This is a genomic window from Heyndrickxia sp. FW510-T9 (genome assembly GCF_058781025.1).
Map to the genome: position 1 here is coordinate 1,885 of NZ_JBYSWK010000004.1, position 23,234 is coordinate 25,118.

24 protein-coding genes are annotated in these 23,234 nt (G+C 36.7%); 15 read left to right on the forward strand and 9 right to left on the reverse strand.

All coding sequences use genetic code 11. The features are described 5' to 3' along the window. Positions 1-319: 319 nt before the first annotated feature. The 4 genes from AC3WJF_RS03210 to AC3WJF_RS03225 form a co-directional block, all read right to left on the reverse strand. Positions 320-898 (reverse strand): peroxiredoxin family protein, encoded by a 579-nt coding sequence (locus tag AC3WJF_RS03210; protein WP_492449663.1) that lies wholly within the window; start codon positions 896-898, stop codon positions 320-322. Positions 899-1,484: 586 nt separating this feature from the next. Next, positions 1,485-1,877 carry an OsmC family protein gene (locus tag AC3WJF_RS03215; RefSeq protein ID WP_492449664.1) on the reverse strand — a complete coding sequence of 131 codons (393 nt, stop codon included), beginning with the start codon at positions 1,875-1,877 and terminating at the stop codon, positions 1,485-1,487. A gap of 17 nt (positions 1,878-1,894) precedes the next feature. Next, complete coding sequence (locus AC3WJF_RS03220; protein WP_492449665.1) at positions 1,895-2,098, reverse strand: histidine kinase dimerization/phospho-acceptor domain-containing protein; 204 nt, start codon at positions 2,096-2,098, stop codon at positions 1,895-1,897. Then, on the reverse strand, positions 2,079-2,783 hold the full coding sequence (locus AC3WJF_RS03225; protein ID WP_492449666.1) for a response regulator transcription factor: 705 nt from the start codon (positions 2,781-2,783) through the stop codon (positions 2,079-2,081). The genes AC3WJF_RS03220 and AC3WJF_RS03225 overlap by 20 nt, the downstream gene beginning before the upstream one ends. A gap of 205 nt (positions 2,784-2,988) precedes the next feature. Between AC3WJF_RS03225 and AC3WJF_RS03230 the strand changes: the two genes are divergently transcribed. Beyond that, positions 2,989-3,807: an SPL family radical SAM protein gene (locus AC3WJF_RS03230; RefSeq protein ID WP_492449667.1), complete on the forward strand. Its 819-nt coding sequence runs from the start codon at positions 2,989-2,991 to the stop codon at positions 3,805-3,807. Between the two features lie 197 nt (positions 3,808-4,004). On the opposite strand, the gene AC3WJF_RS03235 is transcribed toward AC3WJF_RS03230, so the two are convergent. After that, positions 4,005-4,961 (reverse strand): nucleoside hydrolase, encoded by a 957-nt coding sequence (locus tag AC3WJF_RS03235; RefSeq protein ID WP_492449668.1) that lies wholly within the window; start codon positions 4,959-4,961, stop codon positions 4,005-4,007. A gap of 308 nt (positions 4,962-5,269) precedes the next feature. Here AC3WJF_RS03235 and AC3WJF_RS03240 point away from each other — a divergent pair, with 308 nt between their 5' ends. The 3 genes from AC3WJF_RS03240 to AC3WJF_RS03250 all read left to right on the forward strand — a co-directional run bounded on the left by AC3WJF_RS03240 (position 5,270) and on the right by AC3WJF_RS03250 (position 8,326). Next, a complete protein-coding gene (locus AC3WJF_RS03240; RefSeq protein ID WP_492449669.1) occupies positions 5,270-5,485 on the forward strand; it encodes a hypothetical protein in 216 nt (71 codons plus the stop codon). Positions 5,486-6,046: 561 nt separating this feature from the next. Next, positions 6,047-6,460, forward strand: coding sequence for a GNAT family N-acetyltransferase (locus tag AC3WJF_RS03245; RefSeq protein ID WP_492449670.1), 414 nt, complete (start codon positions 6,047-6,049; stop codon positions 6,458-6,460). A gap of 168 nt (positions 6,461-6,628) precedes the next feature. Next, positions 6,629-8,326 carry a M3 family oligoendopeptidase gene (locus tag AC3WJF_RS03250; RefSeq protein WP_492449671.1) on the forward strand — a complete coding sequence of 566 codons (1,698 nt, stop codon included), beginning with the start codon at positions 6,629-6,631 and terminating at the stop codon, positions 8,324-8,326. A 490-nt stretch (positions 8,327-8,816) separates the two neighbouring features. Here the strand turns inward: AC3WJF_RS03250 and AC3WJF_RS03255 are convergent, their stop codons facing one another. Then, a complete protein-coding gene (locus AC3WJF_RS03255; RefSeq protein WP_492449672.1) occupies positions 8,817-9,716 on the reverse strand; it encodes a helix-turn-helix domain-containing protein in 900 nt (299 codons plus the stop codon). Between the two features lie 122 nt (positions 9,717-9,838). Between AC3WJF_RS03255 and AC3WJF_RS03260 the strand changes: the two genes are divergently transcribed. Then, positions 9,839-11,179 (forward strand): amidohydrolase family protein, encoded by a 1,341-nt coding sequence (locus tag AC3WJF_RS03260; protein ID WP_492449673.1) that lies wholly within the window; start codon positions 9,839-9,841, stop codon positions 11,177-11,179. An 82-nt stretch (positions 11,180-11,261) separates the two neighbouring features. Here the strand turns inward: AC3WJF_RS03260 and AC3WJF_RS03265 are convergent, their stop codons facing one another. Next, the gene (locus tag AC3WJF_RS03265; RefSeq protein WP_492449674.1) at positions 11,262-11,723 is read right to left on the reverse strand and encodes a site-2 protease family protein; all 462 of its coding nucleotides are present in this window, start codon (positions 11,721-11,723) and stop codon (positions 11,262-11,264) included. Between the two features lie 375 nt (positions 11,724-12,098). Between AC3WJF_RS03265 and AC3WJF_RS03270 the strand changes: the two genes are divergently transcribed. The 6 genes from AC3WJF_RS03270 to AC3WJF_RS03295 all read left to right on the forward strand — a co-directional run bounded on the left by AC3WJF_RS03270 (position 12,099) and on the right by AC3WJF_RS03295 (position 18,672). Beyond that, positions 12,099-13,235, forward strand: coding sequence for an acyl-CoA dehydrogenase family protein (locus tag AC3WJF_RS03270; protein ID WP_492449675.1), 1,137 nt, complete (start codon positions 12,099-12,101; stop codon positions 13,233-13,235). Between the two features lie 248 nt (positions 13,236-13,483). Beyond that, positions 13,484-14,077 (forward strand): histidine phosphatase family protein, encoded by a 594-nt coding sequence (locus AC3WJF_RS03275; RefSeq protein ID WP_492449799.1) that lies wholly within the window; start codon positions 13,484-13,486, stop codon positions 14,075-14,077. A gap of 680 nt (positions 14,078-14,757) precedes the next feature. Further along, positions 14,758-14,847 carry a YjcZ family sporulation protein gene (locus tag AC3WJF_RS03280; RefSeq protein ID WP_492449676.1) on the forward strand — a complete coding sequence of 30 codons (90 nt, stop codon included), beginning with the start codon at positions 14,758-14,760 and terminating at the stop codon, positions 14,845-14,847. Positions 14,848-14,881: 34 nt separating this feature from the next. After that, positions 14,882-15,013: a YjcZ family sporulation protein gene (locus tag AC3WJF_RS03285; protein WP_492449677.1), complete on the forward strand. Its 132-nt coding sequence runs from the start codon at positions 14,882-14,884 to the stop codon at positions 15,011-15,013. A gap of 267 nt (positions 15,014-15,280) precedes the next feature. Then, complete coding sequence (locus AC3WJF_RS03290) at positions 15,281-15,463, forward strand: cold-shock protein (RefSeq protein WP_213094856.1); 183 nt, start codon at positions 15,281-15,283, stop codon at positions 15,461-15,463. Positions 15,464-16,020: 557 nt separating this feature from the next. After that, entirely contained in the window at positions 16,021-18,672 is a 2,652-nt protein-coding gene (locus AC3WJF_RS03295) for a DUF5689 domain-containing protein (protein ID WP_492449678.1), read from the forward strand. 168 nt (positions 18,673-18,840) lie between these two features. On the opposite strand, the gene AC3WJF_RS03300 is transcribed toward AC3WJF_RS03295, so the two are convergent. Together AC3WJF_RS03300 and AC3WJF_RS03305 are read right to left on the reverse strand one after the other, a co-directional pair. Then, complete coding sequence (locus AC3WJF_RS03300; protein WP_492449679.1) at positions 18,841-18,975, reverse strand: DUF6254 family protein; 135 nt, start codon at positions 18,973-18,975, stop codon at positions 18,841-18,843. A gap of 1 nt (position 18,976) precedes the next feature. Then, positions 18,977-19,195 (reverse strand): hypothetical protein, encoded by a 219-nt coding sequence (locus AC3WJF_RS03305; protein ID WP_492449680.1) that lies wholly within the window; start codon positions 19,193-19,195, stop codon positions 18,977-18,979. A gap of 295 nt (positions 19,196-19,490) precedes the next feature. Between AC3WJF_RS03305 and AC3WJF_RS03310 the strand changes: the two genes are divergently transcribed. The 4 genes from AC3WJF_RS03310 (at position 19,491) to manA (ending at position 23,065) form a co-directional block, all read left to right on the forward strand. Then, positions 19,491-20,345, forward strand: a complete 855-nt coding sequence (locus AC3WJF_RS03310) for a CvfB family protein (protein WP_492449681.1) — start codon at positions 19,491-19,493, stop codon at positions 20,343-20,345. Positions 20,346-20,836: 491 nt separating this feature from the next. Next, positions 20,837-21,223 (forward strand): SMU1112c/YaeR family gloxylase I-like metalloprotein, encoded by a 387-nt coding sequence (gene gloA2 / locus AC3WJF_RS03315; protein ID WP_492449682.1) that lies wholly within the window; start codon positions 20,837-20,839, stop codon positions 21,221-21,223. A gap of 15 nt (positions 21,224-21,238) precedes the next feature. Continuing rightward, on the forward strand, positions 21,239-22,099 hold the full coding sequence (locus AC3WJF_RS03320) for an ROK family protein (protein ID WP_492449683.1): 861 nt from the start codon (positions 21,239-21,241) through the stop codon (positions 22,097-22,099). A gap of 18 nt (positions 22,100-22,117) precedes the next feature. Then, positions 22,118-23,065 (forward strand): mannose-6-phosphate isomerase, class I, encoded by a 948-nt coding sequence (manA, locus tag AC3WJF_RS03325; protein WP_492449684.1) that lies wholly within the window; start codon positions 22,118-22,120, stop codon positions 23,063-23,065. Positions 23,066-23,234: the final 169 nt, after the last annotated feature.

The following is a 23,234-nucleotide window of genomic DNA, read 5'->3' on the forward strand; positions in this document are numbered from 1 at the left end:
GACGAGTAAAGAGCAGAAGAACGGTCACATTCACAGCGGGAACGTGCCCGCAAACGGAGAAAGGGAGGAAGAACGGTCACATTCAAGGCAGGAACGTGCCCGCAGACGAGTAAAGAGCAGAAGAACGGTCACATTCGCGGCAGGAACGTGCCCGTGAACTAGGGGAGGGAGGAGGAACGGTCACATTCACGGAGGAAACATGCTCTCAGACAGAGAAAGAGAAAAAACACGGTCATGTAAAGATAGGAATCTAACAAAATAAATAAAAAAGAGTAAGGAATGATACCAAGAAACATCCCATACTCTTTCTTTTAAAGTTTTACATATTATCTGTGAAATTCTTCATCATGTCCTCATCCATAGGACCAATCATTTTCTTTCTAATGACTCCATTTTGATTAATGATATAACTAGTTGGAATAGTAAAAGCTTGATAGGTTTTTCCCACTTCTCCAGTTACATCGAGAAGAACAGGGAAGGTAAGTTTATTCTTTTTTATAAAGGTTTGAACGGCGTCACTGCTTCTTTCCGCATTAGTTAAATTCACGGAAACAATAGTAATGTTGTTGTTCTTATTTTTCTCGTAAAATTTTTGCATATGCGGCATTTCGGCTTTACAAGGTGGGCACCATGATGCCCAAAAGTTTAATATGACCTTTTGTCCGCGGTAGTCGGAAAGCTTTGCCTTTTTTCCATCAAGGGTTGTTAGTTCAAAGTCGGGGGCTTGGAAGCCTTCTTCCACGTTGCCTGATTTTGCTTTGGCAGTACCTTGAGCTATAGTTGGCGCAGCTACTTCCGTTTTTTTCACTCCTTGAAAAATAGAAGGTTTCCAAAAATTAATCACGACAATGAGAACCACCAATACTAGGATTGCGATCGTTAGTATATTTTTCCTCACGTAATCCTGTTCCTCCTTTTTATTACCATTAATATGAATAATCCCCAAAATTCAAAGGAAAGATTCCTGACCGTTATTAACTCATTAAAAATACTTAGGATTAATGCTTCTAACAAAAGAAAGAATAAAAACCATTTTATCGAAATTCTTTTTTGATATGCCATTATAAGAGCCCACAAAACGATTAGGAACTCAAAAAGAATAGGAAAAAAGTTTTGATTTAATGAATGGAGTACTATTTGATAGATAATAAAAAAATTTAAATAAATTGAAAAGTTACTTAACGCAATATGTTTCCTTTGATAGAAAATATAAAGTGAAATACTTACAAATGCTAAAATCTGCCCCAAAATTCCACCATTGAAATAGAGGAGGGAAATGGGGTTATCAAGAAACAACTGAAAATTAGTTAAAATATAGCTTAATTTGTAAATCAAAATATACAGCATAAAGCTATTCCAATACCAGTCCTGGGTACGCTTCTTTACCGTGTATTTAAATAGAAGAGCACTGAGGAAAAGGGAAGCAAACGCTGCCACAGTATCAGCTGGTATGGAAAGCTTGCCTAATGTTATATAGGTTGCCATTATCTTTTAGGAGTAAATACAATCTCAAAGGAAATCTCGATGCTGTTAATAACAGACTGTATCATTCCACAATTTTTTATCACTAAATCCGCTATTTTTTTTGCCAATTCACTACTCATTTCCGCATCAGATTCTACCTCGGCGGTGATTGAAATTTGTTCTATTCTATTGGCTATTTCAGGATTTCTTACTGCAGTGGTGTTTATATTAATATGTTGAAAGGATATTCTCCTTTTTACTAAAATATTGGCTAATGTCGGAGTACTGCAGCCAATCAAAGAGGAGATGAAAAGCTCAGATGGGCGGTATCCTAGCTCTACATTAGGTGATATAGATAAAACTCCAAAGTCTGTGTTGGTTGTGACTTTTCTATCTTTAAAAGTAAAATTCATTTTCAAATATCTCCTTTCTATTTTTCCATATATAAAATTTGTTCCACCATCTTGATTAAACGTTCGGACTCCTCAAGCAGGGACTCATAAACATCCTTTGTACCGGTTATAACACCGCTATGCAATGCTTCTAAATATCCGTTAATGTTTGTTAAAGGAGTGCGCAGTTCATGAGAAAGATGATTGTATGTTTCTTCGCAGCTAATCTTTTTTGGGCTCAAACTTATACCCCATTCCTCTGACCGTATGAATATAATCAACTTCAGTCAGTTGTTTTATCTTTTCCCGAAGATTCTTTATATGAACATCAATTGTTCGATCCGTCACATCTCTCTCATTATTCCCATAAATGGAATCAAGAATTTGGGCCCGAGAAAGTACCTGTCCAGGATGCTGCATAAATAAATGAAGGAGTCTGAACTCAAAAAAGGTTAAATCGAGAGGGACTCCATTTACCAGTGCTTCACCTTTTATTGGTTTAATCGTTAGTCCAATAAAGCTGAGCTTTCCGCAGCGGCTCGCTGTTCTACGGAGTATGGCTTCAATCCGCACCATTAATTCAGCAGGACTAAATGGCTTTACAACGTAATCATCTGCACCAAGCTTGAAGCCGTTAATTTTCGAGGCTTCCGAAGCTTTTGCAGTCAGCATAATAATAGGTATCACACTTTTTAAATCATTTCGAATCCAGCGGCAGACATCTTCACCGCTTATATCGGGAAGCATAAGATCAAGTATGAGCAGGCATGGGTCATAATCATGGATCATCCTTATGGCCTCATTTCCATCTTTGGCCTCAAGAACCTCATAGCCCTCTTTTTCTAAATATATTTTCACAAGATTCCGTATTTTGGAATCATCCTCCACGATTAATACTGTCTTTCCAATTAAATCAATATCAAGCATCTTGGTTTCATCCTTTTTATTTTGCACATGAACGTACAAGCCCTTATTCCCATTATGATTTTCCCTTTCATAAAAGTATATGTGCCATATGTTAAGGATTTATGAAGAAGGAAACACTTATATTTAAAATATAGCAAAAGGATTTCCATTAACATAATAGAACAACTTCTATATTAACGTTTATAATTTTTATAGAGGTGAGACTGTGAAAAAAGAAATTCTCTACAAAAATCCAAAAACAATTTTAAATAAAGGCACTGGTTATCTTTCAGGATATAGCCACTCTCTAAATCCGTACACAGGCTGCACATTTGGCTGTTCTTATTGTTATGTAAGACAAATGCCTGTATCACTTTTTCGGGAAGGCGAGTGGGGAGATTGGGTAGATGTGAAAAATGGTGCAGCAGATCTGTTCAAAAAGGAGCTTCAGAGAGCAAAGAAAAAGGGGAAGGTCACTATTTTCATGTCTTCTAGTACAGATCCTTACCAGCCGATAGAACATAAGGAAAAAGTAACACGTTCTTTGTTAGAGGTGATGGTCCAGGATCCGCCCGATTTTTTATTGGTACAAACGAGAAGTCCGCTTGTTCGCAGGGACATTGATTTGTTTCAGCAATTAGGGGAGAAAGTCCGAATCAGTATGACCATTGAGACAGATTTGGAAAGGGTAAGGAGGCATTTTACTCCAGGTGCTACACCTGTGAATGCACGGTTGAAAACAATGCAGATGTTAAAAGACGCTGGTATCCCAATGCAAGCAACAATTGCACCAGTACTACCAAGTAGTGAGGACTTCCCGGAAATATTAAAATCATTAGTGGAACGTGTTTGTGTGGATGATTATTTTATGGGTGATGGAAGTGGAGGGAAGCGGACAAAAAGGTTAGGTATTGAAAAAATGTACGAGGAGCTTGGTTTGCAGGAATGGTATGGCCCGGGTGCATATAAAGTGGTTGTTGATAGATTGAAGAATGTATTTTCGGAACATCAAATTTATGTGAGCCAGCGCGGATTTGAACCATGAAGAAGGACACAATGGAGGATTTCAGGAAGGAAAGTGTCATTCAATGTCATGATGAATGACACAAGTGAGGATTTCTAGAAGGAGAATGTCCTTCATAGCCTCGATGAAGACCACTTTGGAAGATTCTAAGGTATATAGTGTCTTTCATAAACTAAAAAGGAAGTACGAATAATCTTTTATTTGTACTCCCTTACAAATTATTTGCTTGTAATTTCTCTCATAAATATTTGCGTGAAATCTTTAATAAAAGCAGGAATATCAGCATCCATTCCAATCCAATCAAGGGTTTCTTCAGGTTCCGGTGTAGGCTTAGGGCGAAAATCAGCAATGCTTTTTCCGCGAGCTGATCCGAATTGTTCTACTGTTACTCTCCGAGGTACATAAGTGACGAGTTTCGGGTTCACAATTGCACTGACTGCCATGACATCGTGTAAGGGGGCGCCCTTTATTCCTGGTACAATTTTTTTATAAGCATTAAAGTAATAATCATAAGCGGGTTTAATTAAATGTTTAAAAGGTGATTTTCCTTTCTCTGTAATATAATTAATAACCTCTAGAGGAATAAGAGCTCTACTCGTTATGTTTAATGGGTGTAAATAGATGTTTCTTGCCTTTTCCATCACTTGATTTGCTGCAATGGGATCCGAGTAAAAATTAGCTTCAGCTTCAGGAGTTACATTTCCGGGACCGAGGAATGCACCACCCATAATATATAAGGCATTTACATTCCGATAAACATCCGACCCATAGATAATCAGTGGCAAAGCTACATCTGTTTGCCTACCAACCCCAATAATGATTAAGTTTTTTGGATATGCATTTACAATTTCAATAATTTTATTAGTATCATAAACATTTACTTCTTCCATATTAGTAGGGGGTTGGATTGGTCCAAATCCACCTTTTCCATGGATTTCAGGATAAAATTGTGCTATTTCTCCAGATAAAGGCCCCGATGATCCAGCAATAATCGGAATATCCTGTCTGCCTGCTAATTTCAATAAATAGGCGGTATGTGCCACCGATTCCTCCTTCGTGATATTGCCATACCCACTTACTACTCCAACAACTTTTATTTCCGGGTGCAACAATGCATACATAAGTGCAAACATATCATCCACACCCGAATCGACGAACATTAAAACATTGTACAAAATAATTCCCTCCTTTTTAGCGGGACGAAAGGACTGATCCCTCGTTCACTGCACCCAACCTTAGCAAAAGATGTCTTTTTATATTTTATGATGCTTAGGTAGTAATGACCTTAGCCTAAAGAAGAACAATTTTTTAAGTTACAATATTATTTAATTCATACTTCAACTAGTTCCAAAATATTATTTGAATTTTAATGTGGATATCAATATTTCATAATGTCTGTAGTTCAGTCCTATTATTTGACTTATCAAAATAATTAATAAATATTGGGTATTCTGTAGTAAAATATATTTAGGAGGTGAAACTTATGAGCAAAAAGAAGAAATTAGTTTTATCATTTGTAATGGGCATTATTACAACATGTATACTATTACCTTTACTATATGCATTTGGTATTCCTTCCTTTGCCGATATTTTGACTGCATTATTTGGGGAAGGAAGTATTTTAGCCATAGTTTTTTCTCTTATGCTTCTTCTTTTGATTGCATTTGGATTAGGGAAAGTTACTAAAAGAAATGTCTAGGCAATAGGAGGCGTATAAAAAACGTTGAGATACATGGATCTTAACGTTTTTTAATTTACTAACTTCAATTTCAGTTATTTTTAACTAGAATACAGACAAGCTACGTGATTAGTAGTGATTTAGAGTAAACTTTTTTCAAATACACATTCCCCATGTATAAGATGGAGAATGTTCTTCAAAGTTTCCTCAGGTTTTGTTTTTTTAAAGAACTTGAGATAGTTTACCTTTAGTAGTGAGGAAAACTAAAAAGAATCAAGTATAATAGTGACGGAATTGTTCAAAGTTTTGTCATATTCAATAAATTACTTGCGGCTTTTAGCATAACAAATATTGTATTTTTTTTTATATCCAATTATCCTGTAACTGAAGGGGAAAATATTGGGTTTTGGCAATATTTTATTTACAAGTAACAAATAGTTAGGGATCCAACAAGGCTATAGTCTAACAATTTGGAAAGTGTTGGGTACTATAAAAACCATACAGTCGGTTTTTATAAGGTTACAAATCATTATCACAGAGAATTTAATAAAGCACAGGTTTAATGAGAGAGGTGAAAGAGTTATGGAAATACAATCCAATTCTCCAACACTTAAGGGGGAAATTGTAACTCTAAGAAAGCTCGATTCTTCTAGGGATAGTGACTCTTTCTTCAACATCATGCTGGACGAAGAGATGCATCGTTGGACAGGAAATACCGTACCAGATCAAAAAGAGGAGATTAGGCAGTTGCTTGAAAGATATATCATTCTAGAAGGGATCATCGCTTGGGGAGTTGAGGTGAACGAAACAAAGGAATTTGCTGGAACCTATTGGATTGCTCCAACAATACTAAGTGGTAAAAAAATAGTCTTTGCAGAAGCACAGAGAATTGGGCGAAAGTTTTGGAGAACAGGGGTCACAAAGGAAGCAAGATTGCTAGTATATGATTACGCTTTTGACCAATTAGACATGGAAGAAATACATGCCCAAGCATGAGAGCAAAACCGCAGCTCTTGTCTTTCTATGGAGAACGCAGGATTCATACTACATAAGAGAGAAAAAAAGCTGTTTCAAAAGAAAAACGAAGTGTTTACAGAGTACTACTATATTTTAACCAAAGAGACATACAAAAAAGGAGCAAGATAATCGAAGGGAGAGAATCAGATGCAAACGAAAAATGAGATGAAATATGCAAGACCTAATATGGAGGATTTTAAGCAGAAATTCCATGAATTGTTGGAGAAGTTCCATCAAGCCCACATATTTGATATTCAAAATAATCTATTTTTAATGCTGAATCAAATGCGAAATGAGTTTGAATCGATGGAGCAGTTAGCTTTTTTACGACATATGATTAATTTAAATGATGAAGAATATAAAGAGGAGCAAGCATTCTTTGATCAAGTAAGTCCTACCTACCAAGAATTAGTGACGGAGTATTTTCATGCTATTCTACATGCGTCCTTTAGAGAACAACTGGAAAATCGCTGGGGTACTCAAATCTTTAAGCTTGCAGAGTTGAAGGTGAAAATTTACTCTGACGATATATCTGAAGAGATTCACCAAGAAAAAAAGATGATTAGCGACTATTTTTCATTGTTATCAAGAGCTGAAATGGAGTTTAACGGGGAGAAAATGACTCCTTTTCAATTGAGTCGCTACACCATTTCAAAGGATAGAAGTGAACGGAAAAAAGCTTATGAATCCATCTTTTCGTATTATGCCGATCATGAAAACGAATTCGATGACATCCTTGACAAGCTTATTAAGGTGAGAACAATAATCGCTGGAAAACTAGGTTACGAGTCCTTTACACAGCTTGGCTATGATAGATTGGGCCGTTCGAATTATTCTCCTGAACATGTCAAAATTTATCGAGACCAAGTGAAGCAATATGGAGTTCCTTTTATTTCGAAGCTTCTTGAAAAACAAAGGGAAAGAATCGGAGTGGAAAAACTAAAGTATTACGATGAACGAGTGCATTTCAAAACAGGTGCACCAAAGCTTTTGGGTGATACCGACGAAGTGATAGAGAAGGCTTTAAAGATGTTTTCAGAGCTATCCCCAGAAACGAAGGAATTCTTTGACTACTTGGTTACTCATGGAAATATGGATCTTATAAGCAAAAAGGGTAAGAGGGGTGGTGCTTTTGCCACTTTTATTGGGATGGAAAAAGCACCGTTTATATTTGCGAACTTAGTCGGAACTCCGAATGATGTAAGAGTTCTTGCACACGAAGCTGGTCATGCATTTCAGTTTTATATGAACCGGAATACACCAATTACCGAATACATTTCTCCAACCTATGATGCAGCGGAAATTCATTCGTTTACGATGGAACGCTTTGTATGGCCATGGATGGAATTGTTTTTTGGTGATGATGTAGGAAAGTATAAGTTTAGCCATTTAACGGAAGCCTTTATATTAATGCCTTGGGCGAATGCCGTTGATGAATTTCAACATTATCTTTACGATAATCCTTCTGCAACAAAAGAGGAAAGAAAAGCAAAATGGAGAGAAATAGAACGAATCTATATGCCTGAAAAGGATTACGATGGAAATGAATTTTTAGAGCGTGGAGGAAACTTCTATCAAATCAGCCACCTGTTTGAAACACCATTTTATTTTATTGATTATGATCTAGCGCATAATTGTGCGGTACAACTATGGGTTCGATACAACGAAAACCGCGAGGAAGGCTGGAATGATTTCTTGAATATTTGTCGGGTTGGTGGCAGTGAATCACTTGTCGAAATCGTCCACCGAGCACGTCTGCAGTCTCCATTTGAAGAAGGAAGCTTAAGATATATTATCGAATATGTAGATCGCTGGGTAGAACAGTTTGAGGATGAAAAGTTCTAATTTTAGAATTGAAAACCTAGTCGGATAAAATTTTCGATAACGAAATGAGAAAAGCTTGATTCTTCAAGCTTTTTTTAATGATAGGTTAATAATTCAGCACTTCAATAAAAATTAGAAGGATTTAAAAGCTATTGCTAATGATGATATGGTTACCGCCTATAAGCATATGTGAGGCTGTGTTATTATAGCGATTCCCGCGACGAATGGTGTGCTTGGGAATGTGAATGCATAGATAGAAAAAATCAACGCGATGGTTTTTATACGAGTTTACTGTATAGATGCAAACAAATTATTTGAAAAAGGAAATGCAGTGGGTTTTTCATAAGAATCCAGTTTCGTTTTATGCTGTTATTACTAGGTTTATATATTCTTTTACGATTTTTCATTTTTCAAATTCGCGGGGAGATTCACCAGGATCCCCCAACTGTCCTTAAGAAAGCTTATAATGACAACTAACTCACGCTATACCGCCATTCTTGTCCAATCATTTTCATTTAGTGCAATCCAAAATTTGCTGCAAATAATTTTCAATTCTATTTGCAATTCCGTAAGAACCTAAATCGGAGAGGATTTGAATAGCATGTCGTATTTTAGCAATTCCTTCTTCCTTGTTTCCTATCTTTAATTCATATGCACCCTTTAAATGCAGTAATTCAACCCGTTCCAACAATTGACTCTCAGGCAATGCAATCGTTTCTAGATAGGAAAAGAACTCACTGACTTCCTTTCGATACTCCAATTTTTCATTAAAACGATTTACAGGACCTAATAAATAGCCAATGGTATTTATAATGATGGATATGATCGCTTCGTTCACCCTTTTTAAATTTCGATAACGGATACTTTTTTCATAGGCTGTTTTAGATAACTGAACGACCATGCTAGGCTCAAGAAACAGCATCGTAGCGCTATAAAGTTTTAATTCATAATAACCCCATATCTCAACCCGAAATAAATAATCCGATAAAATTTTTATATCCTCTTTATTAATATCTTCATCAATTGCCTTTGCATCGACAATTCGTTCATAAACTTGAAGCATCAAAACATTGCAATAATAGGTATCTATTCTGTATTTATTCCATTTTTCCAGTTCCTGTTTCTTTAGATGCTTCAGCTGAGCAGAATTCCGATTGAGGTATGCCGTACTTATCTTTTTAAAAAATTGTTCAAGCTGATCAGGCATATAGTCATTATGAATGTATAAAAACTCATCAAAACTAAGCATTAGTTTTTCTAAAATTCTAGTAAAAAGTCCGAGAGTAATATCTGAATCACCTCGTTCAAACTTCGACAAAAAAGAAACCGAACAAATTCCATCGGCAAGTTCCTTCATGGTCAATCCTTTTTGTGAACGAATTTGTCGTAATGTTTCACCGTAAGGTACCATCTACATCCCACCATTCCACTATATGAAAATTTTAAAACTCTAGTAAATGCTCTATATACAATGAAATTATCAAAAATTAAGATATTTACATTATAACGGAAATGATTTAAGGGGGATAAAAAATGAGTGCACGAAAACATTATATAGTGGCAAATGGAACGATTATCGATGTAGAAAATAGTAATTCTTTTACCGGATCTATCGAAATTCAAGAAAGTAAATTAAAGAGAATCTTTCTTTCAAATCAAGTACTGCCTGAAGGGGTTCCGGTCATTGACGCAAAGGGGAAATTTATTATTCCAGGATTAATTGATATGCATTGTCATATTCAGGAAAGGTACGCACCACATTTTCTAGCATCAGGGGTAACAACGGTTCGCAATACAGCAGGAAATGTATTCATGATTAAAAACTTAATTCATGCACCTATTGATGCACCGACTCCGCAAGTATATTCAGCAGATCGCATGATTGACGGAACTCCAGGACTATGGGGACCAACAAGCTTTGGAAACCTAGTCACTGATGATCCGGAAGAGGCAAGACAGGAAGTGAGAAGGCAGGCTGCCGCTGGTGTAAAGTTTATAAAAGCATATGGCTGGGTCAATAGAGAAGTTATGGAAGCAGTAGTGAACGAGGCGAAAAAATATGATTTGGAAGTGAGCTGTGACTTGATTCATTCCAAGGATTTGAATGCTTTAGATGCAGCACAAATCGGTGTTACCTGGTTTGAACATGCATCGGGATTTGCTCAAGCCCTTTATAAAGGATGGTATCCACATGCAGACCAGAACCAATGGAGTCATCTCGATTGGGAAGAACCAGATGAAAGGAAGATTAAAGAACTTTGTGAACAAATGATTACATACAATGTAAAGCTCTGTCCAACCCTTGTTATCTATGACCAAGTAGATCAATACCCTCAATTTTGGTATCCAAATAATCAGGTAACGGAGTCACTCGAAAAAGAAGATATACTGATAGAGCATTGGAGAAATATGTCTGAACAAACAGAAGTAATGAAACAACAAATTGGTAAATTAAATCAGTTTACAAAAGTTGTCGCAAAGACCTATTTTGATTTAGGAGGGACCGTAGTTACAGGGACAGACTCACCAGCGCTAATTTGGACATTTCCCGGCATGGCTTTGCATCGCGAATTAGAGTTGTTTGTAGAAATAGGTTTAACCGAAATGGAAACCTTGCAGGCGGCAACCATTGATGCGGCTAAATCCATTCATTTGGAGAATGTAGGTTCCATAAAAAAAGGAAATATCGCTGATCTTGTCATTTTGAATAATAACCCGCTTGAAAATATTCGGCATACCAAGGACATTCACTATGTAATTAAAGGCGGAAAAGTATACAGCCAAGCAGAAATATTAAAGCATGTTCCAAGTAAAGCATATATTGATAACCAGTTAAGTGAATTTGTAAAGGAATGGGAAGCTATGGAGAAATAGCCGGATTTTGATTATAAAGCGCACTATTTGAATGGTGCGCTTTAGATGCATTGAGATACGCTTTATGTAACTATTATTTCTTCTACATGGCATCATTTTTATTTTCTTTTTCCAGCAAAGTTTTCAAAACTACAAATCCATCAGAGTGCCTGGCACCAATTCGGTACGGAATCAGGTTAATGACACATAACCAAATATTAAAAAGATTAAAGAATAGGAGAACACTAGAATTACTAGCTGAAAATAGTAACATACTAAATATCCCCACCATTCCATTTAGCAAAGGTCCAAATAGTGAAATGATGATTTGTTCCGCTTTTGTATAGTAAGGATTCCTTTCACTAGCAGTATGTCCACCGAGCATGTAAAACGAGTGGATATGAACTGTTATCTTCCAAATAGGGAAAGAAAATATTTTTTTTCCAACCCCAATAAATAATTGAATTTTATCCGATTGAACAAGATACGCACCTATTGCATGCCCAAACTCATGAATAAACAAGGTAAGGGGTGCAATGAACAAAAGAAACCAAATTATAATCATATGCAAAAACCTTTTTATTTTTATTTTAACATTTGAGTTCGGAAAAAGAGGTTATTATTCTATTAATAAACCAATACCGTATAGAAATGCAAAGATTAGGAGAAACGTTAAAATAGAGCCTAACACTTTTTGATTATGTGTATTTTGATCTTTTTTTAGTCGAATAAGGAAATTTGTAAAATTTAAATACCACAATACTCCTAGAGCTGGTATGACAAAAAATAGAAACAAAAACAAATGAACACCTCCCGTTTTACTTTTTTACGAATAATCATCTCGAAAGTTTCATTTATCATAATTCCGAGTCAATAACTAGAATTTAAAAATGATTATACGTTAAAATAAAGAAAAGCTGATTATGCTGGAGGGAAAAAGATGGATTTGTTAAGCATACAAACATTTGATGATCGCCTACACGTTCTCGAAGGGTTAGTTCAAACATTTCATAATCGCGTGGCCAAAAATGATAAGGATGCTTGTTTTCCTTTTGAAAATATCGAGGACTTAAAGCGAATCGGTTATACCCGGCTGACTTCACCTAAGGAATACGGAGGAGCGGAAATTTCTTTGTACGACTTTGTTCGTTTTCAGGAAACCATCGCGACCTTCGATGGTGCAACAGCTTTGTCGATAGGCTGGCATATGGGAAATATGATGAATTTATCCGATAAACGTAATTGGGATGAAAAGCTGTTTTCCTATATTTGTGAAGAGGTTCAACAGGGAGCACTTCTTAATGTCTGTGCAACAGAACCACAAACGGGAAGTCCAACCCGAGGCGGAAAACCGACCACAACTGCAGACCAAAAAGGTGATTTATGGGTGATTAATGGTAGAAAGTCGTTTACAACGATGTCTCCTGTACTAGACTTTTTTATCATATCCGCAACCATTAAAGATTCCGATGAGGTAGCTTATTTTCTTATTCCCCGCAATACTCCAGGGCTTTCAATTGATGAAACATGGGATAGTGTGGCGATGAGGGCATCTGGAAGCCACGATATTGTGATGGAAAATGTTGAGATTCCAAAGAACTTTTTAACAGAGAAGGTTGGACCAAGAAGTAAATCAGCAAATGGTTGGCTTTTGCATATTCCAGCATGCTATTTAGGGATTGCCGAAGCAGCTAAGAGGGAAGCGTCTGCTTTTGCGAAAAGTTATGCTCCTAACAGTCTAAACCATCCAATTTTTGAATTGCCTGCGATTCAGCAAAAGTTTGGTGAAATAGAATTAAAGCTTATGCAATCAAGACATTTTCTGTATTCTGTTGCAAAAATGTGGGATGAGGGAACGACGGAGACTCGGAGTAATATGAATCCTGAGCTTGGCGCGGTAAAACTAACGGTTACTAATCAAGCAGTAGAAATAGTAGATCTTGCGATGAGAATTGTCGGTGCAAGGAGCTTATCGGAAAAAAGCCCGCTACAGCGGTATTACCGTGATGTCAGGGCAGGTCTTCATAATCCACCAATGGATGATATGACTCTAATGCAATTGGCGAAAAGAGTGTAAAGACTTACTAATGGGGCACGAGTTAACAATGAGAGGCTGTTGCGGCTCTTTTTTAGTCAAAGAGCAAGTTAGTTAATGAAAAAAACAATTTCAGAAGGAATCATTAATATCTAAATAGAAAATGAATACTGCTCATACAAAAATTAGAGGAGATTCAATTATGTTGGACCTAGGTTGTAGTAAAGGAAAAACGATACAATTATTGTTAAAAAAGAATATATACGGATAGGGAAAGGGAGGGAGCGAAAATAACAACAATATGTTTGGTAAGACACGGTGAAACGGAATGGAATGCATTAGGAAAGCTTCAAGGTAGCACTGATATACCTTTAAATGAAAAAGGGTTTTTACAAGCTCAGGAGTGTAGTGCATATCTTAAATCTTTCGGTTGGGATGTTATTATCACAAGTCCTCTAATAAGGGCAAGACAGACAGCTGAAATAATTAATAATAATATTAGCGCACCAATTATTGAGATGGTTGAGTTTATGGAAAGACATTATGGAGATGCAGAGGGGATGCCAAAACTAGATAGAAAAAAAAGATACCCAAATAAGATTTATCCAAACCAAGAAGACTATGAGTTATTTAATAAGCGTGTTATGAGAGGAGTACAGAAGGTAAATCAACAGTTTAAAGAGAAAAAAGTATTACTCATTGCACATGGAGCAGTTATTAATACAATCTTAGCTACTTTCTCGAATGGAGAAATAGGTTCAGGAAAAACCAAATTGGTAAATGCCTGTATTAGCAATGTTTATTTTCAACAGGAAAAATGGGTAATAAAAGACTACAACCAATTTTCCCATCTTTCTCAGTATAGTACAAAAGGGGAAAAGTAACTTTCTTATGTACTAAGTGACCCTAGAGCTACTGATTAATGAAGATCAGCAGTTTTTTAAAGAGCAATGGTAGTTCAATTTACGATTTATAGGAAGGCGATATTAGAGTCCAAAATATGAAAATGAAGAAGGACTAACTAGTTGAAATATCCCAACATTATCGTTTAACAGATTGGTAAAAGATAATCATATTATCATCTTACTCTACTTAGAAAAAATGCTTCCTTTCTTATGTGTATTTTAGAATATAAAACTATTTACAAAAGGCAATAGTCTATATGCGGACACAGGATCCGCTACTTTTCACAAATGACGCTATTATAAGAGTTAACAGGACACATGATCCGCTATTCGATAAAAAAACAAGAAAATTACTGTCTTTTCACCGAATAACGGAACCTATGTCCGATAAACTCACGAAAACACCCATTTTGTCACAGATAACGGAACCAGTGTCCTCCAAGATCTCGTTAAGAGGAATGGACACCATCTCAAAGCACATATCCTGTCTCTGTCTCCATCCTATTCTTTGTTCCAGCACTATCCAACTTTTCTAGTAGGCAATTCACAATATAGCGGAACGGCTAGTTTATTATTTTTTTCAAAAATGGTCAAATACCCACCCACAATTGGGATAATCCCATATCTTATTATTAATAACACAGTAGGAGGTGTTATAAATGGGTGCAGGTGGTTTTGGCGGTGGATTCGCATTAATCATTGTACTATTTATATTATTGATTATTATCGGTTCCGCTTACGTCTATTAATGAATAAAAAATTGTGAAAAGGAGATGGATGTAAATGTTTTATGGTGGATATGGAGGCTGTGGTGGATATGGTTATGGTGCACCAGTAGGAGGATTTGGCGCAGGTTTTGCGTTAATTGTCGTATTATTTATCCTTCTAGTCATTGTTGGTGCTTGTTGGTTATAGGAAATCAATAGATGAACTCAGCAAGTTAATTATATAGCGGTAAAAACGGAACCTATTCTTATTGGAGTAGGTTCGTTTTCCTATTTTAAGTATGTTTTATACGTTTTTTGAAAAATATGGAGTAAAAACAATCCTTGCAGCATAAAATAATTGAGTATGTACATAAAAGGAGGTGAATGCATCGCCTCCTTTTTGCGCTATTAGTATATCTTAGTTTATAAAATAATGATATACTAAAGGTAACTCATAGAAGGGATGAGATCTATTATGGCATACTTCAGAGGCCAGAAGGAACCAGTACCTGAAGTGGAAACATCGATTTGGTCATGTACAAGTGAGAGTTGTTTCGGATGGATGAGGGAAGCATTCTCTCTTGAAGAAACGCCCAAATGTCCATTATGTAATTCTGAAATGGAAAAGGGGACCAAAGTTTTACCAGTTATTGAATAAGGGCTTTTTTGTATGTGTAAAGAAAGTTACTTTCAAATAAGGAAGTTGCCCCAACAAACATTATACATTTCAACCATCTATGTGAAACATCTTAGAATAACATAGGAATAAACTACAGCTACTTTTCAAATAGGTAGCTGTTTTTTGTGTGTGTAAAAAATTGATTGTTGGTCGACCTGTTTGAACAAGTGAAATTTGCTCCTCAAATTTCTACTAGCCTTAGCTGTGCCCAATAACAGCGAAGTAAAGGCAAGTTGGTGGACATTTACATACCTGGTCTACGAGGCGGTAGCTCATAACGGATTCTATTCGGTATATATTGGGAAATTTTAAAGATAGGTCTTTTGTCACGGTGTGGATAATAGGGGAAAACCCAAAAAACTAAAGAAACTTCTTCATTTAAAGTTTACATAATCTTAATCCCCCCTTCACTTTTTCAGGCGAATCGACCTATATAATGATTTATAGAGTGATGATATTATCTTTTTGAGTATGTCACATTTCTATGAATCTCTGAAAAAAGTGTGGCATATTAACAAATTTAAGGGGAGGCAATTATGGGGAAATTAAAACGATTGTTAGTAAAAGTATTAACAGTAGTTCTTCTTGCAGGGACAATTCCGACACTTTCAGGTTTGCATGCTGTCAAGGCGGAAGGTCCAAATGATCCAGCCCCATTTATTAATGCAAAAGGTCCTGCGAATGGGAAAAAGATATTGTTCGATAACACTCACGGTGAAACTGCAGGGGCAGCTGACTGGGTGATCGATGGTGGATTTTCAGATTTTGGAAATGCAATTGCCGATCAAGGTTATTATGTAAAAGAACTAAGAAAGACAACACCAATTACGTATGATGACTTGAAGGATTACAGTGTGTTTGTTCTTGGAGAATCGAATATTCCGTTTAAGAAGTCAGAACAAGATGCGATGATACAATATGTACAAAATGGCGGAAGTATCTTTTTTATCGCTGATCACTATAATTCAGATCGTAATTTAAACCGCTGGGATTCCGGAGAAGCTTTCAATGGGTATCGCCGTGGTGCATGGAGTGATCCAACTAAAGGTATGACAACGGAAGAAGCCAATTCACAAGCAATGCAAGGTGTTGTAAGCTCTGATTGGTTAGCTGATAATTTCGGTGTTCGTTTCCGTACTAATGCTTTAGGTGATATTACTTCCGGAGAAACTGTAGTAACACCAGACCAATCCTTTGGAATTACCAAAGGTGTAACAACAGTAGAAATGCATGCAGGATCAACTCTAGCAATCTTAGATCCTACTAAAGCAAAAGGTTTAATATATATGCCAAAAAATCCTCCTGGTTGGGCAAGTGCTGTTGACCAAGGAGTATATAATAATGGTGGAATTGAGGAAGGTGCATTTGCAGCTATCGCTAAACTTGGTAAAGGGAAAGCAGCTTTCTTAGGAGATTCTTCACCAGTTGAAGACTCTACTCCAAAATATCTTCGCGAAGATACTGGAAAAGCAAAATCAACTTATGATGGTTTTTCCACAGAAGGTGACGATAGTACGTACCTTATTAACACAATTAATTGGTTAGCGAATCAAGAAAACTATACGAGTTTTGACCAAGTTTCTGGATTAGAACTTAGTCCGGTAACAAAATTATATGATTGGGAACAACCGCAGAATTCAACGGAACCACAACCAGAACCATGGGCACAGCCAACAGGTGGTTATAAGTGGTATGATCCATCAACATTTGCGGCAGGATCTTACGGCTCTACAAAACCAGCAGCAGTAAACCCAACTTACACATTTGTGCATCAAGCAACATTGCCAAACGCTGAGGAATTCCAAATTCGTGTTTCCTTAGATAATCTTGTTCCAGGGCAAACGGTTAGTGGTCTACAAGTAGGGATTTATGTTAGCGGAGGAACACAGGTAGCGCAGATCCAAAATTCCGATGGAACGTGGCCAAGTTCCTATAACTATAGTGAGAATTTCTCTGTTAAAGCAGACTCATTAGGTCACGCAAGTAAAGATTTAACCGTAAGAATAAATCCAAGTATAACAGGTGCTGCTAGTTTACGATTACGTAGTGGCAGTAATAACCTTAAAACAGAAGCGGTTTCGATAGGTAATGTCCCTGCTGAACCACTTCCAGCGGACAAGCCAAACTTACCAGATCTAATTAGTATAGCTGATGCAAGAAGGAAGGCTGGAGATGTTGTAACAGTGGAAGGAGTTGTAACCTCGACTCCAGGTGCATTTGGAGGCAAAGGCTTCTATATGCAAGATAAGACCGCAGGGATATATGTATTTTTAAATAATGGTGATTATAAACTAGGAGATGTAGTGAAAATTTCGGCACCATCTTCCATTTACAATAGTGAGCTAGAATTATCCGATCCAGTAGCAATTGAAAAAACAGGAACAAGCGATGTGCCAAAGCCTGTTACGGTAAGCGAGTTGAATGAGCAAAATCAAGGTCAGCTTGTACAGTTAGAGAATGTAAAAATCCAAAATCTAGAATCCTTAAATAATGCATTTGAGTTTGATGCAGTGAACGGGGATAAGGTAACAAGAGTGCGAGTGGATGAAAGAACAGGATTAACGTTCGCTCAATTCTCATCACAGTATCATAATGGTGATGTCGTGATCATTTCTGGAGTATCATCTATATTTAAAGATAGTTATCAATTAAAGCCTTTAAGCATAAACGATTTTAAACTAGTGGATAAAACTCCTCCAGTTATCCAAGACATTAATAAGTTATCGTTCTATTTAACAGATAGTGTAACCGAGAATGTGATTGTTACGGATGAGGGTACAGGCGTAAAAAGCGTGAAGATTACTTTAGATAATAAAGAAGTGCAAAACCCAGTTCAAATTGACCCACTTCAGCTTTCTCTTGGTAAACACACCATTTCCGTTGTGGCAATGGATCAAGCTGGAAATGTAAGTAAGCGGGATTTTTCTATCAACGTAATGATGGATGTGGATCATTTAGACGAGCTGATCGATTTGGGTTACAAAAAGGGATATATTTCAAATAAAGCAATATATAATAGTCTTAAACTGCAAGTGAAAACTATACAAAAGACAAATATCAATATTTTGAGAGGGGTTGAATTAGAAGTATTAGCCCTTGAGGTAAAGACTGAAAGTGGAAAGACTATTACTAAATCCTTTGCACAAACAGTAATAGATGTTACTCACTCCTTAGCTTCTACAAAATAATAGGTAATTTCAAGTAAGGGCCAAATCAGAATAGGCCCTTACTTTTCTTTGTTCTTGATAAAGAGAATATAAAAGTTAGTTCTTTGGATAACTTTTTTTATAAATTTGTCTACGTCTAGCTATACCACCTATCGGCTAGCGGATGAGCAAGTCGCTGCCACATTTGTTCTAATCCTTCGTTCTTTTTGCGTTGGGTGTGATTTCATCGGCAATTTCCTCTAGTGATTTTACCTTCCCGTGTGGGTTTTGCGATTGCTTTCTTACATTCCATTGACGTTGCTTTTGTCCTTTAGATTGTGTCATGCTATTCATCCTTTCCGTCAGTATCAATTTTTCCATCAAAGTATTTTGAAAACCGTTCTAGTTCTTTATCTTTTTTAAGAGATGTAACATGAAAGGGGTTATCATGCGGCAAATCTAACTTCAGCCCCATATTAGGTCCTCCAAATGGATCAGCTTCAACCCCTTCATATGGAGAATTAAGATGTGTGTCTGATTCATGAAAATCGCGATCTTTATCCATTTATATCACTCATTTCTTTCATATTAGTGGCAGTAAACCATTAACTTCGAACATATTCTTTGCTTAAATCGTTTCTTTATTCGTTTTTGACAACAGTCTTAATAACTGTAATTCACTTTAACCACATATTAGTAAGTTTTGTACAAACCTAAACAGTTTTAGGAATTAAAACAAAGAATGACAAACAACAATTTCTTTAAAAACAGCCTTGATGTACAATAGAAAGAAAAAACATTGAATAGTTATTGCAAATCGAATGAAAACTATAATGAATAGGATAGAGAGGATTTTATATATGACAGGTCTACAACCAGGAACAATTGTCCAGCTTGATGTCGAACGGGAAGCGCCATTCGGGTATTTTTTATCAGATGGTGAAGAGGATGTGCTTCTTCATCAAAGCGAAATATTGGAAACATTTGATCCAGAGGAGCCACAAACGGTGTTCCTCTATCAAGATCACCAAGGAAGATTAGCTGCAACCATGACGATTCCAAAAATCCAAATTGGAACTTATGATTGGGTGGAGGTAGTTGAGATAAGGGAAGAACTAGGAGTGTTCGTTTCCATTGGAATTAGTAAGGATATTCTTGTCTCCAAGGACGACTTACCTTTACTTTTAACATTATGGCCTGCAAAAGGTGATCAATTATACTGCACTTTAAAAACGGATAAACATGATCGTCTGTTTGGTAGACTTGCGACAGAGGATATTATGCGTGCAATAGCGGAACCGGCAAATAGGAAAGATTTTAATAAAAATGTTTCGGGAAGGGCTTATCGCTTGTTGAAAATCGGTTCCTTTATTCTTACCGATGAAAACTACATAGGCTTTATCCATGAATCACAGCGAAAACAAGAGCCACGCCTTGGTCAAAAGGTGGAGGGAAGGATTGTTGATGTGAAGGAGGATGGGTCCATTAATGTTTCCTTGTTAAAAAGAGGCCACGAAGCGATGGAGGATGATTCTGATATCATTTATCGATATATGGAAAGCCGCGGCGGGAAAATGCCATATTGGGATAAAAGCAACCCTGAGGATATTACAGCTCGCTTTAACATGAGCAAAGCCGCTTTTAAAAGGGGTCTTGGTAAACTGATGAAGGAAGGAAAAGTTTATCAGGAAGATGGTTGGAGTTATTTTAAATAATAGCTTTGTTAATGATTATTGTTGATTTCCAGCCTTATGTGTACATGTGAACGGTTGTTATTCGGTACGAATAACTTTAGTGAATGTATGCACATAAGGCGGTATTGGCGCTAACCATACTAATTAGCAAAGCAAAAATATCGATTTTTTTGGAAAATGTGGAGGTAAACTTCACATTTTTTTTTATATTACAATACTTGTTGATTACTTGAATAATTGGAAGGGAAATATTTACATACTTTCTAGAGAGGACATGGTCATGGGAATTTTTTTATTTGGAAATAAAATGAATATTTATGGGTCTATAGTTGTGATTCGTGCGGTTGGTTATGTATTTCGTGCAGTTCGAGATGACTTTCGTGCGATTCAAGCGTAAATATGTGCTGTTACAAATCAATTTTGTGCATTTCACAAAAATGGTGATGGATTTATGTTCAATAACAGGTTAAATATTCCTATTGTGGTACAATGATTTCAAATGAGGTGGGAATATGTTATTCAAACGAATCCATCATGTAGCTATTATTTGCTCAAATTATAAGAAATCCAAGGATTTTTACGTAAATAAACTAGGGTTTTCTGTCGTGAATGAAACTTTTAGAGAAGCACGAGGGTCATATAAATTAGATTTAACAATAGAAGGACAGTATCAAATTGAATTATTTTCTTTTCCGAATCCACCTTATAGACAATCACAGCCCGAAGCAGCCGGTTTAAGGCATCTTGCGTTTGAGGTTGATTCTGTAGAATTAGCGAAAAAGGAATTAGAATTGCGGGGAATTAAGTGTGAAGATATTCGTCAAGATCCTATTACGAATAAAAAGTTTACATTTTTCAAGGACCCTGATGAATTGCCACTTGAGATATATGAGGGATAAAGGGGGAATACGCTTATGTACTACGGAGGAATCGAAGCGGGAGGAACGAAATTTGTTTGCGCTATTGGTGATGATAAAGGAGATATAATAGAAAGAATCCAGTTACCTACTCTAACACCTAATGAAACAATCCCACATGTCATTGAATTTTTTCAAAAACATAATATTAGCGCATTAGGCGTAGGTTCATTTGGACCAATTGATATTAATAAAAAAAGCAATACATATGGTTATATTACCTCTACTCCAAAATCGGCATGGACCAACTACCCGTTTTTGCAAGTGCTACTAAAAGAATTGAATATTCCTATGGGCTTCAACACCGATGTAAATGTTGCAGCTTTGGGGGAAGTGACATTGGGAGCAGCAAAAGGATTAGAGAGCTGCTTATATATTACAGTCGGAACAGGGATTGGTGCAGGAGCAGTCGTTCAGGGAACCCTTCTACAAGGCTTAACGCACCCAGAAATGGGACATATTTTAGTGCGAAGACATGAAGAAGACTCGTACAGAGGGAAATGCCCTTATCATAAGGATTGTTTAGAAGGATTGGCGGCAGGTCCGGCGATTGAAGAGCGTTGGGGTAAAAAGGGAATAGAGCTAAAGGATGATTCCAGAGTTTGGGAAATGGAAGCACATTATATCGCACAAGCCTTAATGCAATATATTTTAGTGCTTTCTCCTGAAAAAATTATTTTAGGCGGAGGCGTGATGAAGCAATTGCAATTATTTCCGTTGATACGGGAAAAGGTTGCAGGTCTTATTAATGGTTATGTGGAATTACCACCGCTTGAAGAATATATTGTTCCCCCTAGCCTTGGAGACAATGCCGGAATTATTGGAGCGCTTATTTTAGCAAAACAGTCAGAGGAATAATGAAAGAAGGAATGAAACATGGTACAACCATTATTTTTAGAGCCTGTTTTTCAAGAGCGAGTTTGGGGAGGCACTGCACTGAAAGACCAATTTGGATACGAGATTCCATCTAACCATACGGGGGAATGTTGGGCGATATCTGCTCATCCAAATGGACCATCAGTGGTGAAAAATGGCCAATTTACAGGCAAATCATTGATTCAGTTATGGAATGAGAACCGCGAATTGTTTGGAGGCTATCAAACAAAGGTATTTCCTTTGTTGACGAAAATTCTTGATGCGAGTACAGATCTTTCTGTTCAGGTACATCCAAATGATGAATACGCAAACAAACACGAAAATGGCGAGCTCGGAAAAACAGAATGTTGGTATATTATTGATTGTAAAGAAGGTGCGGAGCTAATTTACGGTCATAATGCTCATACGAAGGAAGAGCTTATCAAAATGCTTGAAGATGAGGAGTGGAGCAAACTGCTTTGTCGTGTTCCAGTTAAGCCCGGTGACTTTTTCTATGTACCAAGCGGAACCATTCATGCCTTATGTGAAGGAACACTTGTGTTGGAAACACAGCAAAGCTCTGATACGACCTATCGTGTCTATGATTATGATCGCACAGATGATAAAGGGAACAAACGGGAGTTACATTTAGAAAAAGCCATTGATGTAGCTACAGTTCCACATACAGATTCGAAATTACATATTAAGAAAACAAACATGCAGGGAGCTGACATCACCACTTTTGTAAAAGAAGAATACTTTTCTGTTTATAAGTGGGACATTCATGGACTAACAACATTTACACAAGATCAGCCTTTCCAATTGTTTAGTGTGGTAGATGGGAATGGATCTATCGTGGTAGATGGAATTGCATATCCTATCCAAAAAGGGGACCACTTTATCCTGCCTGCTGGTACTTGGGAATTTACTCTTGAAGGAAAATTAACTTTGATAGTGTCACATCCATAAGATGATTATTTCCGCTCGTGTTTTGTAGCGGGAATTTTTTTAGAAAAATTGAACCTTTTCTTTAACAATTACGAATTACTAAATATGAAGGCTTTGTAAATGATTATTGTTGATTTCGGAAAAATGATGTAAAGAGATATAAAAAGAGAGAATCGCTCACGATTCTCTC